The following is a 12,919-nucleotide window of genomic DNA, read 5'->3' as shown; positions in this document are numbered from 1 at the left end:
AGGGATTTGTTGCTCCCTCAGGCGTTTGTTGCTCTCATCCCGGCTCAAAACTGCCAATAAAACATGCCTTTGGCCAACACCACGATCAACAGCATGTGCCCCAGGATGCTGCGCCGCAGCCAGCAGGCCCGGGCGGGGGTCAATACGCCTTGCTTGAGCCAATACGCCAGCCACAGATAGTGCCCAATGATGCTCAGGGCCAACAGGATCTTGAGGCTCAGCAGCAGACCAAAGCTGTTGTTCAAAGGCTGGCTCAAGGCGCCGCGATGCTGCCAGGCCAGGCCGATCCCGGCACCGTACAGCAACAGCACCACGCCGTGCAGCACGTGCCGCGAGCGCTGGGCGATCGCCTGGTCGGCGGTGTTCCGGGCGCTTTCGGCCAATGGCCGGCGGGCGGCATGCCAGATACACACCTCAAAAAACAGCGTGCCAATGAACGCGATGGCCGCCAACAAGTGGATGACCAGCAAGACGCCATACATCATCGATTATCTCCGTACAGTCGGCTCATCCCGGATGTCCATCCACTCGGGCCTGCAACAGCATCGGGCCATAACGCCAGGCGTAGAGTCCGAATGCCAGGGTCCAGCACAACCCCGCCAGCCACAGCGCGGCCAACGGGAACAGCAGCACCAGCAGCACTCGGCTCAGGCATGCCAGGTTCAGCAGGACGAAAGCCAGGGTCATGCCGGCCGGCGGCTCGAGGGCGCGCCCGGTATGGCCCAGGCTGACGCGGGCAATCATCGCCAGGATCAACCCGGCCATGGCGCCGATGGACAAGCTATGCACCGCCAGGCTCGGGTTCAGCGCGACGCCGAAATGCCACAGCGCCATGCCCAGGCAAGCCAGCGCCAGCCAGGCGTAGGCCAGGTGCAACGACCACAGCAGCGGCACCCGCCACAAATCCCGATCATGCCAACGCACCAGTCGCACCCCGTGCCCTACCGCCAGCGCGGTGAACAGCAGGCCGACCCAGAGGCTGGCCGACAGCGCCGGGCCGAAGGCATACAGCAGCGCCACCAACACCGACCCCGCCAGTAACAGGCGATCGAGCCACGGCCAGGGAGCAACGCCCTCTACCCGGCCCAGACCGCGCTGGGTAAAGAAAGGAATCACCCGCCCGCCGATCAGCCCCATCATCGCGGCCACCAGCCAGAGGCCCGTGAGCACGCTTTGGCGCTGCAAACCTTCGTCATGTTGCACCAGACCGTACACGGATAACGCATCAGCGGCGGCCAACAGCAGCAAGACCAGCACAATCGGATAATTGCGCTTCTGCCGTACGCGCCACAACGTCATGCCCATCAACGCCGCAACCGCCAGGGCGAAACCCAGCTCCAGCACCGTCAGCAATGGCCAGGGCGCGTCCACCAGCCAGGCCAGCCGCGCGCCCAGCCATAACAGCGCTAGCGCCGCCAGGCGTTTGCCGCTCAGCCCCGGGGTACCTGTCCAGGTCTGTACTGCCGTCAACAGAAACCCGGCGATGATCGCCAGGCCGAAGCCGAACAACAGCTCATGACGGTGCCAGGCCAACCAACCGCCAGCCGGTTGCCAGGCCGCCAGCCTTCCGGTAAACGCCGCCAGCCACAACGGTATGGCCAACAACGCAAGCACACACCCGGCCAGGAAAAACGGCCGAAACGCCAGCCGCCACAACGGCAGGATGGCCATGGCCTTGCGACGGTCAAGCACTTGCATACACCACTCCTTTACCTCACCGCGGGACGGGCCCAGCGATGAAGGGTCAACAATCAGGATTCGAATGATCAGCTATCGGCGCTGACGGGCCTTGTCTGAGATCAAGCCAGTCTGCCTCGCCCAGGTACTTGCAAGGGGCTTGCCGAAACCGGTCGAGGACGCAGCACCCCACTCAATAAAGCGTCTGCTTGTCCCCTGAGGGAGCGAGCCTGCTCGCGATGAAGCCGGTCAACTCGACATCACCGTTGACTGTCGCGCCGCCATCGCGAGCAGGCTCGCTCTCACAGATTGCCATCCATTGGGTAAATATAACCCTGTCGTGGTGGTTATCACCCTAACAGCTCAGGGTCATTTGTACCCGCCCAACAGGATGGCCCCACAAATCAACGGCTGCGGGCATGGCCCGTCTCTTGCTCAGGCAGGGCACAGACTTTTTTTGCCGGGGTTATCCATGAAATACGTCGCGCTGCCGCTTACCTGGTTCGTCGTGCTCTCTTGCGTCGTGGCGCTGGCCAGCGGCCTGTCCCTGAGCCTCGTCTGAATCCGATTCATTTCCCTGCCATACAAGGACTCATGCCATGGTGCTCCACCGTGTTCATCACCAGATTCTGCGCAGTCATCACCTGTTCGAGCCGCTGAACGAAGAACAGCTCAACGAACTGATGAGTACCAGCCAACTGCTGAATGTCGACAGGGGCGAACCGCTGTTCCGCCAGGGCGAGCCGGCGCAGGCGTTTTACTTCGTGATTTCCGGCGCGGTGAAAATCTACCGGTTGACGCCGGACGGCCAGGAAAAAGTCTTCGAGGTGATCGGCGAGCGCCAGACCTTCGCTGAAGCCATGATGCTGATGGACACGCCGAACTACGTCGCTTGCGCAGAAGCCGTTGGGCCAACCCAGCTGTATCGCCTGTCCAATGCCACGTACATGCGTCTTTTGCAAAGTAACAGCCGGTTGACCTTCGCCCTGCTCGGCAAACTTTGTGTGCGCCTGCACCAACGGGTCAACGAGATTGAAACCCTGTCACTGAAGAACGCCACCCACCGCGTGGTGCGCTACCTGCTGACGCAACTGGTGCGCTTGCAGACCGTTGACAGCCAGTTCGAGCTGCCCATGGCCAAGCAACTGATCGCCGGGCACCTGTCGATCCAGCCGGAGACTTTCTCGCGGATCATCCGCCGGCTGATCGATGAAAAGATCATTACCCAGGACGGTCGCCAGATCGCCATTCTTGACCGCCTGCGCCTGGAACATTTCGAATGAGTGCGCAACCCACCTGCCTGTATTGCCAACACGCCAACCCCGGCAATGAAACCGAATGTCGCCAGTGCGGCATGCCGCTGCCGGCCGAGGCAGCGCTGGCCGGCGAGCGCCGGTTGCGGCGCTTCACCTGGTTCTGTGTCGGCCTGACGATATTCTGCATCGTCATGTTTTTCTGGTTACCCCGCAGCATCGCTTGAACCCTCAATCCTGAGTCAACTGCCGGTACAACTGCGGCAAACGCAGCGGCAGTTGTTCGGGCTGACGGATCAAGGTGTAGCCATTGGCGCCGAACATGTACGGCAGGTAATCCCCGGCTTCACGATCGATGGTGATGCAAAACGGCGTCAATCCCTGGCGCCGGGCCTCCAGTACCGCCTGGCGGGTGTCCTCAACGCCATAGCGCCCTTCATAGAGATCCAGATCGTTGGGTTTGCCGTCGCTCACCAGCAACAACAACTTGCGTCGCCGCTTGCACCCCTCCAGCCGCTGGGTCGCCTGGCGAATGGCGGCGCCCATGCGCGTGTAATAACCGGGCCTGAGTCCCTGGATCCGGCCCCGGGTGTGCTCGTCATAGCCTTGGTTGAACGCCTTGATCTCGTGCATCCGCACCTGTTGTCGGCGCAGTGAAGAGAACCCGTACAAGGCAAAGTCATCCCCCAGCACCGACAGGGTTTCACCGAACAGCAGCAGGCTGTCGCGGATCACGTCGATCACCCGGTGTTCGTCGTTGAGGTGGGCATCGGTGGACATCGACAGATCAGCCAACAGCAGGCAAGCCAGGTCGCGGCGAGTCTGGCGTTGTTCCATGAACAGGCCACGCTCGCTGCACTGGCCGTGCTGGCGCTCGACGTGAAAATCCAGCCAGGCTTGCAGGTCCAGCTCCGAACCCTGGGTTTGCTGGCGCAGCCATTGTCGATCGTTACGCAGGTGCTCGAACTGGCGCCGCAAACGCTGGGCCGAGGCTTGCAGGCGGGCAGGCAGCGGCTGAGGTTCGCAGTCCCGGGGAATGAAAGTCTGCACGCTGACGAAATCGTCTTGGAGGCGTTGCTTGCGGTAGTCCCATTCCGGCAACAGGATGCCCGCGCCGAGGGGAATGTCATCCACATCGGCCGGCGGCAGGTCCAGATGCAGCTTCAAGCCGCCGCCCTTGCGCAGGCGGGTGCGCGACAGGGTCAGTTGATCCAGGTCCTCGGCGACTCGCGCCGCGTCCGGGTCTTCGCTGTCGTCCGCCCAGCGATCCAGGTCGACATGTTCGGTCCAACTGAACAGGCTCTCCAGGCGCACGATCAGCAACCCACCGTCACGGGTGGTGTCATCGATGCGCTCGGCGCGCTTGCGACCGCCCTGCTGCTCACCCGGCGGCGTGGCCAGGTATTGCTCAGACTCCTCGAGGTTGGCCGCCTGGGGATTGCCCAGATGCTGGGGTGGATACAGCCACAGCGGCAGCGGCCAGGCGGCCCGCTCACTGCGTGGAAAATGCTCGACGCTGCCCGGTTCGCGTAACGCCTGACACAGCGCGCGCTCCAGGGCCGCCTCGGCCGGGGGCAATGATTGTGGATCGGGACGCAAGGACAGATGCGCATCCACCAGCCGCCGATATCGGCTGCGCAGCGCCGGGTAACGCCCCAGCAGCGCTTGAGTCCAGCGCTGGTTGTCCCGCCCCCAATGCTTCATTGGCCCCGATTGCGCGGCCAGCAACGCCAGCCAGCGGTACAGCTCTTCGTTCAACCCGGCATCGGGAAACGCCGCCAGGCTCGCTGGCAGACGCAGGTTGTCGCCATCGCACCAGGCCAGTGGTACTTGCTTGCAGGTGCCGGCGATCTGCTGCAACAGGTTGCGGCGCAGCAGCAGGTCGCGGTCGCTGACGGCCTCCACACCCAGATGAGCAGCACCACCGGTGGCGCGAAACAGCACGTGCAGCGCACGTTGCCGGTGGACCAACTCCACCCGTGCTTCGGGAAAATCCACACTGGCACGTCGGGTGATGAAGCGGTGCCAGACGCTGCCGACCCACTCTTCCAGTTCAAGGGTGAATGCCATGGTTACTTCCTCTTAAACCGAGCCCATTGTGGCGAGGGGATTCATGTGGGAGCAAAGCTTGCTCGCGAAACAGGCGCCTTGATTTCTGAAAGACCGCATCGCCCCCATCGCGGGCAAGCCTTGCTCCCACATGAATCCTCTCATCACAAATGAGTCCAGCTCAGTAGTTGTGGTGATTCAAGAAGGCACCACCGCCGCTGGTGCGCGCAGGGCCGCACGGCCGCGCTGACGGAAACTGAACAGGTAGCAGAGCAATCCGGCCAGGAACCCGACGCCGCTGACCAGACGCGCCCAGAACAGCGGCATCAAATGATCCATCGTCGCCATGAACGGCAAGGCGCTGCCGTCCGTCATCCAGCGTTGCAGCCACACCTGGACGACACCGGCGGCGGTGAGGAACAAGGTGATCATCACCATCGACAGCGTCATCAGCCAGAAACCCCAGATTTCCAGGCGCTGCGAGCGCTCATCCGCCGCTTCACCCAATCCGCGCAGGCGCGGCATGGCGTAGCTGATCAGCGTCATGACGATCATCGCGTAGGCACCGTAGAAGGCCAGGTGTCCGTGGGCTGCGGTCAGTTGCGAACCGTGGGTGTAGAAGTTCACCGGTGCCAGGGTGTGCAGGAACCCCCAGACGCCGGCACCGAAGAACGCGGTGACCGTGGTGCCCTTGGCCCACAAGGTGGCGGCGCGGTTGGGGTGTTGCCGGCGACGGTTCTTCACCATGCTGAAGGCGAAGATCACCATCGCCAGGAACGGCAGCGGTTCGAGCGCGGAGAAGATCGACCCGACCCACAACCAGACCTCGGGTGCGCCAATCCAGAAGAAGTGGTGACCGGTGCCGATGATCCCGGTAATCAGGGCCATGGCGATGATCACATAGAGCCACTTCTCGACCACTTCCCGGTCCACGCCAGTGACCTTGATCAGTACAAAGGCGAGCATCGAACCCATGATCAGTTCCCAGACGCCTTCAACCCAAAGATGCACCACCCACCACCAGTAATATTTGTCGCGGACAAGGTTTTCCGGGTTGTAGAAGGAGAACAGGAAGAACACCGCCAGGCCGATCAGGCCGGTCATCATCACCATGCTGACCGTGGTCTTGCGACCCTTGAGCATGGTCATGCCGATGTTGTAGAGAAAGCCCAGGCAGACCACCACGATACCCATTTTGGTAATCGTCGGTTGCTCCAGGAATTCACGGCCCATGGTCGGCAGCAAATCGTTGCCGGTGACTTTCGCCAGCGTGGCATAAGGCACCGCCAGGTAGCCCAAAATCGTCAGCACCCCGGCAGCGGCGAACACCCAGAACAGCACGATCGCCAGCTTCGGACTGTGCAGCTCCCGGTCGGCTTCCTCGGGTATCAGGTAATACGCCGCGCCCATGAAGCCAAACAGCAGCCAGACGATCAGCAGGTTGGTGTGGACCATACGGGCCACGTTGAAGGGAATCAGCGGGAACAGAAAGTCGCCGACCACGTATTGCAGCCCCATGATCAAACCGAACAACACTTGCCCCAGGAACAACATCAGGGCAAACACGAAGTAAGGTTTGGCGACGGCCTGCGAGGCGAATTTCAGATGCGGATTAGCCATGCTCATCTCTCAGCCCTCCTTGTTTGGCGGCCAGCCATTGGTATTGATTTTCGAACTCCACTTGAGGAATTCGGCGATGTCGTCGACTTCCTGTTCGCTGAGGTTGAACTGCGGCATGGCGCGACGGCCGGGAACGTTCAGCGGCTGCATTTTCATCCAGGCCTGCAGGAACGGCGTGAAGGCTTCCTCGCCACCGCGACGGTTGACCACATTGCCCAGCTCCGGCGCAAAATACGCGCCCTCGCCCAGCAGGGTGTGGCAGCCGATGCAGTTGTTGCGCTCCCAGACGCCCTTGCCGCGTATCACCGATTCGCTCAATTGCGCCTGGTTGCTGCGTTCTGGAAAGGTCTGTTCCGAGTGGTAGGTCAGGGCCAGGAATATCAGGAAAAAGAACACGCTTCCCCCGAAATAAATATTCCTGGCCATGCCTTTGGTGAAGGTATCTGACATGGTCACTTCCTCATTGCTTGGCGTGTCCATTCTAGGAAGCGAGGGTCCAGAACCCGCTTGATGGCGATCAAGAATCTCCGATGGTTTTGGTGGGTTGTTCCAGCACAGCCCGAAAGGCAGATGAACTGTTGTGGTGACGGAGTGGCCGCCGCGTCTGCGACGCTGCGCTGTCGCGCAGTGAACCCGGTCTGTGGCGAGGGGATTTATCCCCGCTGGGCTGCGTAGCGGCCCTAAAGCAGTTAACTCAATCTTCCTGGCACACCGATCTGCCTGGTTTGAGGGCTGCTAAGCAGCCCAGCGGGGATAAATCCCCTCGCCACAGGGGGGGGTCGGGATTCAGAGCGCGAACGAGATCGCAATCGCGAGCAGCGCCGCCCAGCTCAACACCAACCAGCGCCACAATCGCGGCGCATGGCGCAGTTCCATGAAGCCGTCGGCGATCAACCAGGCCTTGGTCACCGCCACCGCCAGGATGGCGATGGAAACCAGCCCGGAGGCAGCGACCTGGCCCAGGGCAACGGTGCCGATGCTCAGCACGGCCAGTGTCATCCAGCAGGCGATCAAGACACGGGAAACGGACATGAGCACCTCCGCTCAACCGAGAATGTAGACAACCGGAAACAGCAGCACCCAGACCAGGTCCACCATGTGCCAATAGAGCACGCCGGACTCCAGCCCGCTGCACTGCTGCGAGCCGTAGCGACGCCGCCGGCAACCCTCGGCCAGCCAGGCGAGGATCACCATGCCCAGCAGCACATGCAGGAAATGAAACGCCGTGAGGATCCAGTACAAAGTAAAAAAGGTGTTGTGCTCCAGCCCGAGGCCGTTGGCCAACAGGTGGCTGTACTCAATGAGCTTGAGCGCCACGTAGCCGCCGGCAACCAGCAAGGCTAGCCACAACAGCAGCGACGCTTGGCGTGGCCGGTCCTGTCTGACTTGCTCCTGAGCCAGAGCTGCAAACAACCCGGCGCTCAGCAGGCTGAGGGTCATCGCCAGGCCGGTGGAGCGATCCAGCATTTGCCGGCCTTCGCTGAACAACGGCGGATTCAATGCCTGGGCGACGGCGAACGCGAGGATCAGCAAGGCAAACACCGTCAGCTCGGCAAGGATGAAAAACCACATTGCCAGGTCCCCTGGCAAACGCCGGGTGGACAGCGCAGCGGCTTCAGCCAAAGTGGACATCGACCACATCCATCAGCGCGGCAACGGTCTGCGGATCGTCGCTCAACGGCTCGGCCAGACAGGCCAGACAAGCCTGGCGCGGGTCCATGCCGGACCCGATCATGCGCGCGGCGAAAATCAGCAGGCGCGTGGAGGCCACCTCCTCCAGGTCATGCTGATCGAGCCGACGCAGCGCCTGCCCCAACCGCACCACCTGGGCCGCCAGAGCCATCTCCACCCCAGCCTCGCGGGCAACGATGCGCTCTTCATCGGCAACCGCAGGATAGCCAAAGCGCATCGCCACGAAACGCTGGCGGGTGCTGGGCTTCATGCCCTTGAGCAAGTTCTGGTAACCGGGGTTGTATGACACCACCAGCATGAACGAAGGCGGTGCCTGGAGAACCTCGCCGGTGCGTTCCAGGTATAGCTGCCGGCGATCATCGGCCAAGGGGTGCAACACCACTGCGGTGTCCTGGCGCGCTTCCACCACCTCGTCCAGATAACAGATACCGCCCTCGCGCACCGCTCGGGTCAGCGGCCCGTCTTGCCACCAGGTGCCCTGGGCGCCAATCAGGTGACGCCCCACCAGGTCGGCTGCGCTCAGGTCATCGTGGCAGGCCACGGTGTACAGCGGCAATTTCAGACGGTGCGCCATGTGCTGGACAAATCGGGTCTTACCGCAGCCGGTAGGGCCTTTGACCAGCACCGGCATGCCGTGCCGCCAGGCCTCCTCGAACAACGCCAGCTCGTTGTCCTGGGGTTGGTAGAAAGGTTCGGCCGGGTGTTCAAGGGTGTGGATAGCATTCATGGCATGACCTGATCAGATAACACGATTGCCAGCCACGCTACGGGCCCCTGCGACAACCTGGCAAGGGCTGTGGCGGGCAAACTTGATCGCCGTCAAGCGGGTAACCACCGGCCTGGGCATAGCCTTGCAGCGCACCAAGAATCTGCGCGCCGAACCTCAATTGCAGGGCTGCGCAGGTCATGCCTGAGGAGAAATGGAATGCTGATCAGCCACAAAAAATCGTGGGTCATGGGGGTTGGAGCGCTGTGTTCGGCGCTGGCTGCACTCAATGCCTTCGCCAACCCACCCGCTGCGCCGCAACACGCCCGTATGGTCAAGACCGAAGGCGCGCCGCACCTGAGCCAGGCCGACTTCGACTCGGCCAAGCAAATCTACTTCCAGCGCTGCGCCGGTTGCCACGGTGTGCTGCGCAAGGGCGCCACCGGTAAACCACTGACACCCGACATCACCCAGGGCCGTGGCCAAGCCTACCTGGAGGCGCTGATTACCTACGGTTCAGCCGCTGGCATGCCCAACTGGGGCACCTCCAATGCCTTGACCAAAGACCAGATCACGGTGATGGCCAAATTCATCCAGCACACCCCGCCCACCCCACCGGAATGGGGCATGGCCGAAACCCTCAAGACTTGGAAGGTGCTGGTCAAACCCGAAGACCGGCCCACCCGACAACTCAACTCACTCAACCTGCAAAACCTGTTTTCAGTCACCCTGCGCGACGACGGCAAGATCGCCCTGGTCGACGGCGACAGCAAAAAGATCGTCAAACTGATCGACACCGGTTACGCGGTGCACATTTCCCGCATCTCCGCGTCCGGGCGTTATCTGCTGGTGATCGGCCGGGACGCCAAGATCGACATGATCGACCTGTGGCCGCAAGAGCCAACCAAGGTGGCCGAGATCAAAGTAGGTATCGAGGCCCGCTCGGTGGAAACCTCCAAGTTCAAGGGCTACGAAGACAAGTACACCATCGCCGGTTCCTATTGGCCGCCGCAGTTCACCATCATGGACGGCGAGACCCTGGAGCCCAGGCAGATCGTCTCGACTCGCGGCATGACTGTCGATACCCAGCAATATCACCCTGAACCCCGGGTTGCAGCGATCATCGCGTCACATGAATGGCCGGAGTTCATCGTCAACGTCAAGGAAACCGGCAAGGTGATGCTGGTCAACTACCAGGACATCAAGAACCTCACCATCACCAGCATCGACGCCGCACCGTTCCTGCATGACGGCGGCTGGGACAGCAGCCATCGTTATTTCATGACGGCGGCGAACAACTCCAACCAGGTTGCAGTTATCGACTCCAAGGAGCGCAAGCTCACCGCTCTGGTGGATGTCGGTAAAACCCCGCACCCGGGACGCGGCGCCAACTTCAACCACCCGCTATATGGTCCGGTCTGGGCTACCAGCCACCTGGGCGATGCCGGCGTCTCGCTGATCGGCACCGACCCGGTCAAGCATCCGCAATATGCCTGGAAACAGGTCGCTTCACTCCAGGGTCAGGGCGGCGGTTCGCTGTTCATCAAGACCCACCCCAAATCCCGCCACCTGTATGTCGACACCACCCTGAGCCCCGACACCAAGCTCAGCCAATCGGTGGCGGTGTTCGACATCGACAAACTCGACGCCGGCTACACCGTGCTGCCGATTGCCGAGTACGCCGGTATCAAGAAGGGCGCGATGCGCGTGGTGCAACCGGAATACAACCAGGCCGGCGATGAGGTCTGGTTCTCGGTCTGGAGCGGCCAGGAAGACGAGTCGGCGCTGGTGGTGATCGATGACAAGACCCTCAAGCTCAAGAGCGTGATCAAGGACAAGCGCCTGATTACCCCTACTGGAAAATTCAACGTTTACAACACCCAACACGACATCTATTGAGCCCCATCAATAAGAGGAAAACCCATGAAACCTATTCTGATTGCCCTGACCTTGAGTGCCGCATTCAGCCTGCAACCGGCGCTGGCCCAAGACGGCCCGACGCTGTTCAAGAGCAAACCCTGTAGCGCCTGCCACTCCATTGACACCAAGTTGGTAGGGCCGGCGCTCAAGGAGGTGGCGGCAAAAAATGCCGGCGTCGCCGGGGCGCAAGAGCTGCTGGCCAAGCACATCAAGGAAGGCACGCAAGGAAATTGGGGACCGATGCCGATGCCGGCCAATCCGGTGACCGATGAAGAAGCCAAGATCCTCGCGGCGTGGGTCTTGACCCTAGTAACGTTGATTAAGAGCATCTTCCTGTGTGGCGAGGGGATTTATGTGGGAGCAAGGCTTGCCCGCGATGGGGGCGGTGCGGTCTTTCATAGATCAAGGCGTCTGTTTCGCGAGCAAGCTTTGCTCCCACATAAATCCCCGCCCACAGGGGCCGCGCTTGGCTTTATTTCTTGATCAGGAGGACGTCATGGAACGACACCGCTTTACCACCTTGATGACCTCCCTCCTCTTGGTTTTCTCCACCTGCGTGCTGGCGGCTCCCGATCACCAGCGCCAGGCGCAACTGCAACACCTGCTGATTCAGGATTGTGGCGCCTGCCACGGCCTGCACATGACTGGCGGCCTCGGCCCTCCCCTGACCCGTGATGCCCTGGCCGGAAAAACCCGCGACAGTCTCATCGCCACCGTCACCCAGGGACGGCCCGGCAGCGCCATGCCCGGTTGGGCACCGCTGCTCGGTCCCGACGATATTCGCTGGTTGGTGGACCGGCTCCTTCAAGGAATTCCTGCCTCATGATCCGTTCTCTGCTATCTCTCACCGCCTGCGTGCTGTTGCTCTCGGCTTGTGCCCAGCCACCGCTGCGCGGCAGCGGCGACTTGGGCGTGGTGGTGGAACGTGCCACCGGCAGCCTGCAAATCATCGAAAGCGACACCCGCACCGCCCTCGCCCGCGTCGAAGGGCTGGGGGATCTGTCTCACGCCTCGGTGGTGTTTTCCCGCGACCAACGTTATGCCTATGTATTTGGCCGCGATGGCGGGTTGAGCAAGGTCGACTTGCTGAGCGCACGCATCGACCGGCGCATCATTCAGGGCGGCAACAGCATCGGCGGCGCGATCAGCCAGGACGGCAAGCTGATCGCCGTCTCCAACTACGAACCCGGCGGCGTCAAGGTCTTCGACGCGAAGACGCTGGAACCGGTCGCGGACATCCCGGCCACACCACTGCCCGACGGACAAAAACGTTCGCGGGTGGTCGGCCTGGTGGACGCGCCAGGGCAGCGCTTCGTATTCAGCCTGTTCGACACCGGCGAAATCTGGACCGCCGATTTCAGCCAAAGCCAAATGCCACGCATCGAACGCTTCACCGCCATCGGTCGGCAACCCTATGACGCGCTGATTACTCCGGACGGGCGTTATTACATGGCCGGGCTGTTTGGTGAAGACGGCATGGCGCAACTTGACCTCTGGCACCCGGAGCGTGGCGTGAAACGGGTGCTGGGCCAGTACGGGCGCGGCGAAACGCGGCTCCCGGTATACAAGATGCCTCACCTGGAAGGCTGGGCCCTGGCCGATCAACAGGCGTTTGTGCCCGCCGTGGGACACCATCAGGTGCTGGTGATGGACGCCCGCACCTGGCAACCGGTCGACGCCATCGCCGTGGCCGGCCAGCCGGTGTTTGTCACCGCGCGCCCCGATGGTCGCCAGCTGTGGGTCAACTTCGCCTACCCGGACAACGACCGGGTGCAGGTCATCGACACCCAGACTCACGCCATCATCGCCGACCTGCGACCAGGGCCTGCGGTGCTGCACATGGAGTTCACCGCACGAGGCGACCAAGTGTGGCTGTCCGCCCGCGATGGCGGTGAGGTGCAGGTCTGGGATCCGTATCGGCTCGAACGCCTGAGCAGCCTGCCCGCCTTGAGCCCCAGCGGCATCTTCTTCAGCAGCCGTGCGCACAAACCGGGGTACTGAC

At 62.0% G+C, this 12,919-nt stretch carries 13 protein-coding genes and 1 pseudogene; 6 read left to right on the top strand and 8 right to left on the bottom strand.

The window, feature by feature from the left end; translation table 11 throughout:
• Positions 1-44: 44 nt before the first annotated feature.
• Together PSH57_RS13610 and PSH57_RS13605 are read right to left on the bottom strand one after the other, a co-directional pair.
• A complete protein-coding gene (locus PSH57_RS13610) occupies positions 45-485 on the bottom strand; it encodes a hypothetical protein (RefSeq protein ID WP_305390085.1) in 441 nt (146 codons plus the stop codon).
• Between the two features lie 22 nt (positions 486-507).
• Positions 508-1,698 carry an NnrS family protein gene (locus PSH57_RS13605; RefSeq protein WP_305390083.1) on the bottom strand — a complete coding sequence of 397 codons (1,191 nt, stop codon included), beginning with the start codon at positions 1,696-1,698 and terminating at the stop codon, positions 508-510.
• Positions 1,699-2,276: 578 nt separating this feature from the next.
• Here PSH57_RS13605 and PSH57_RS13600 point away from each other — a divergent pair.
• Together PSH57_RS13600 and PSH57_RS13595 are read left to right on the top strand one after the other, a co-directional pair.
• The gene (locus PSH57_RS13600) at positions 2,277-2,960 is read left to right on the top strand and encodes a Crp/Fnr family transcriptional regulator (protein ID WP_305390081.1); all 684 of its coding nucleotides are present in this window, start codon (positions 2,277-2,279) and stop codon (positions 2,958-2,960) included.
• The gene (locus PSH57_RS13595; RefSeq protein WP_305390080.1) at positions 2,957-3,157 is read left to right on the top strand and encodes a protein DnrP; all 201 of its coding nucleotides are present in this window, start codon (positions 2,957-2,959) and stop codon (positions 3,155-3,157) included. The genes PSH57_RS13600 and PSH57_RS13595 overlap by 4 nt, the downstream gene beginning before the upstream one ends.
• Before the next feature lie 4 nt (positions 3,158-3,161).
• On the opposite strand, the gene PSH57_RS13590 is transcribed toward PSH57_RS13595, so the two are convergent.
• The 6 genes from PSH57_RS13590 to PSH57_RS13565 all read right to left on the bottom strand — a co-directional run bounded on the left by PSH57_RS13590 (position 3,162) and on the right by PSH57_RS13565 (position 9,018).
• Positions 3,162-5,000, bottom strand: a complete 1,839-nt coding sequence (locus PSH57_RS13590) for a nitric oxide reductase activation protein NorD (protein WP_305390079.1) — start codon at positions 4,998-5,000, stop codon at positions 3,162-3,164.
• A 177-nt stretch (positions 5,001-5,177) separates the two neighbouring features.
• Positions 5,178-6,605, bottom strand: a complete 1,428-nt coding sequence (locus PSH57_RS13585) for a cbb3-type cytochrome c oxidase subunit I (RefSeq protein WP_256228346.1) — start codon at positions 6,603-6,605, stop codon at positions 5,178-5,180.
• 3 nt (positions 6,606-6,608) lie between these two features.
• Positions 6,609-7,049 (bottom strand): c-type cytochrome, encoded by a 441-nt coding sequence (locus PSH57_RS13580; RefSeq protein WP_047225837.1) that lies wholly within the window; start codon positions 7,047-7,049, stop codon positions 6,609-6,611.
• Positions 7,050-7,385: 336 nt separating this feature from the next.
• The gene (locus PSH57_RS13575) at positions 7,386-7,631 is read right to left on the bottom strand and encodes a cytochrome C oxidase subunit IV family protein (protein WP_305390077.1); all 246 of its coding nucleotides are present in this window, start codon (positions 7,629-7,631) and stop codon (positions 7,386-7,388) included.
• 12 nt (positions 7,632-7,643) lie between these two features.
• Entirely contained in the window at positions 7,644-8,231 is a 588-nt protein-coding gene (locus PSH57_RS13570) for a cytochrome c oxidase subunit 3 family protein (protein ID WP_305390075.1), read from the bottom strand.
• Positions 8,215-9,018: a CbbQ/NirQ/NorQ/GpvN family protein gene (locus PSH57_RS13565; RefSeq protein WP_305390073.1), complete on the bottom strand. Its 804-nt coding sequence runs from the start codon at positions 9,016-9,018 to the stop codon at positions 8,215-8,217. The genes PSH57_RS13570 and PSH57_RS13565 overlap by 17 nt, the downstream gene beginning before the upstream one ends.
• 198 nt (positions 9,019-9,216) lie before the next feature.
• On the opposite strand from PSH57_RS13565, the gene PSH57_RS13560 reads away from it, so the two are divergent.
• The 4 genes and pseudogenes from PSH57_RS13560 to PSH57_RS13545 all read left to right on the top strand — a co-directional run bounded on the left by PSH57_RS13560 (position 9,217) and on the right by PSH57_RS13545 (position 12,918).
• Entirely contained in the window at positions 9,217-10,896 is a 1,680-nt protein-coding gene (locus PSH57_RS13560; RefSeq protein ID WP_479692294.1) for a cytochrome D1 domain-containing protein, read from the top strand.
• A 24-nt stretch (positions 10,897-10,920) separates the two neighbouring features.
• Positions 10,921-11,226 (top strand): annotated as a pseudogene (locus PSH57_RS13555) (c-type cytochrome); the annotation flags it as partial.
• Positions 11,227-11,413: 187 nt separating this feature from the next.
• On the top strand, positions 11,414-11,743 hold the full coding sequence (locus tag PSH57_RS13550; RefSeq protein WP_305390072.1) for a c-type cytochrome: 330 nt from the start codon (positions 11,414-11,416) through the stop codon (positions 11,741-11,743).
• Positions 11,740-12,918 (top strand): cytochrome D1 domain-containing protein, encoded by a 1,179-nt coding sequence (locus PSH57_RS13545; RefSeq protein WP_305390071.1) that lies wholly within the window; start codon positions 11,740-11,742, stop codon positions 12,916-12,918. The genes PSH57_RS13550 and PSH57_RS13545 overlap by 4 nt, the downstream gene beginning before the upstream one ends.
• Position 12,919 lies beyond the last annotated feature (1 nt).

Origin of the sequence: Pseudomonas hefeiensis (genome assembly GCF_030687835.1) — a bacterium.
Lineage (GTDB): Bacteria > Pseudomonadota > Gammaproteobacteria > Pseudomonadales > Pseudomonadaceae > Aquipseudomonas > Aquipseudomonas hefeiensis.
This window is presented reverse-complemented; position numbering and strand designations above follow the sequence as displayed.

Excerpts from the sequence above, each read along its gene's own strand:
- PSH57_RS13610 (WP_305390085.1), bottom strand. The coding sequence starts at position 485 with ATGATGTATGGCGTCTTGCTGGTCATCCACTTGTTGGCGGCCATCGCG.
- PSH57_RS13605 (WP_305390083.1), bottom strand. The coding sequence starts at position 1,698 with ATGCAAGTGCTTGACCGTCGCAAGGCCATGGCCATCCTGCCGTTGTGG.
- PSH57_RS13600 (WP_305390081.1), top strand. The coding sequence starts at position 2,277 with ATGGTGCTCCACCGTGTTCATCACCAGATTCTGCGCAGTCATCACCTG.
- PSH57_RS13595 (WP_305390080.1), top strand. The coding sequence starts at position 2,957 with ATGAGTGCGCAACCCACCTGCCTGTATTGCCAACACGCCAACCCCGGC.
- PSH57_RS13590 (WP_305390079.1), bottom strand. The coding sequence starts at position 5,000 with ATGGCATTCACCCTTGAACTGGAAGAGTGGGTCGGCAGCGTCTGGCAC.
- PSH57_RS13585 (WP_256228346.1), bottom strand. The coding sequence starts at position 6,605 with ATGAGCATGGCTAATCCGCATCTGAAATTCGCCTCGCAGGCCGTCGCC.
- PSH57_RS13580 (WP_047225837.1), bottom strand. The coding sequence starts at position 7,049 with ATGTCAGATACCTTCACCAAAGGCATGGCCAGGAATATTTATTTCGGG.
- PSH57_RS13575 (WP_305390077.1), bottom strand. The coding sequence starts at position 7,631 with ATGTCCGTTTCCCGTGTCTTGATCGCCTGCTGGATGACACTGGCCGTG.
- PSH57_RS13570 (WP_305390075.1), bottom strand. The coding sequence starts at position 8,231 with ATGTCCACTTTGGCTGAAGCCGCTGCGCTGTCCACCCGGCGTTTGCCA.
- PSH57_RS13565 (WP_305390073.1), bottom strand. The coding sequence starts at position 9,018 with ATGAATGCTATCCACACCCTTGAACACCCGGCCGAACCTTTCTACCAA.
- PSH57_RS13560 (WP_479692294.1), top strand. The coding sequence starts at position 9,217 with ATGCTGATCAGCCACAAAAAATCGTGGGTCATGGGGGTTGGAGCGCTG.
- PSH57_RS13550 (WP_305390072.1), top strand. The coding sequence starts at position 11,414 with ATGGAACGACACCGCTTTACCACCTTGATGACCTCCCTCCTCTTGGTT.
- PSH57_RS13545 (WP_305390071.1), top strand. The coding sequence starts at position 11,740 with ATGATCCGTTCTCTGCTATCTCTCACCGCCTGCGTGCTGTTGCTCTCG.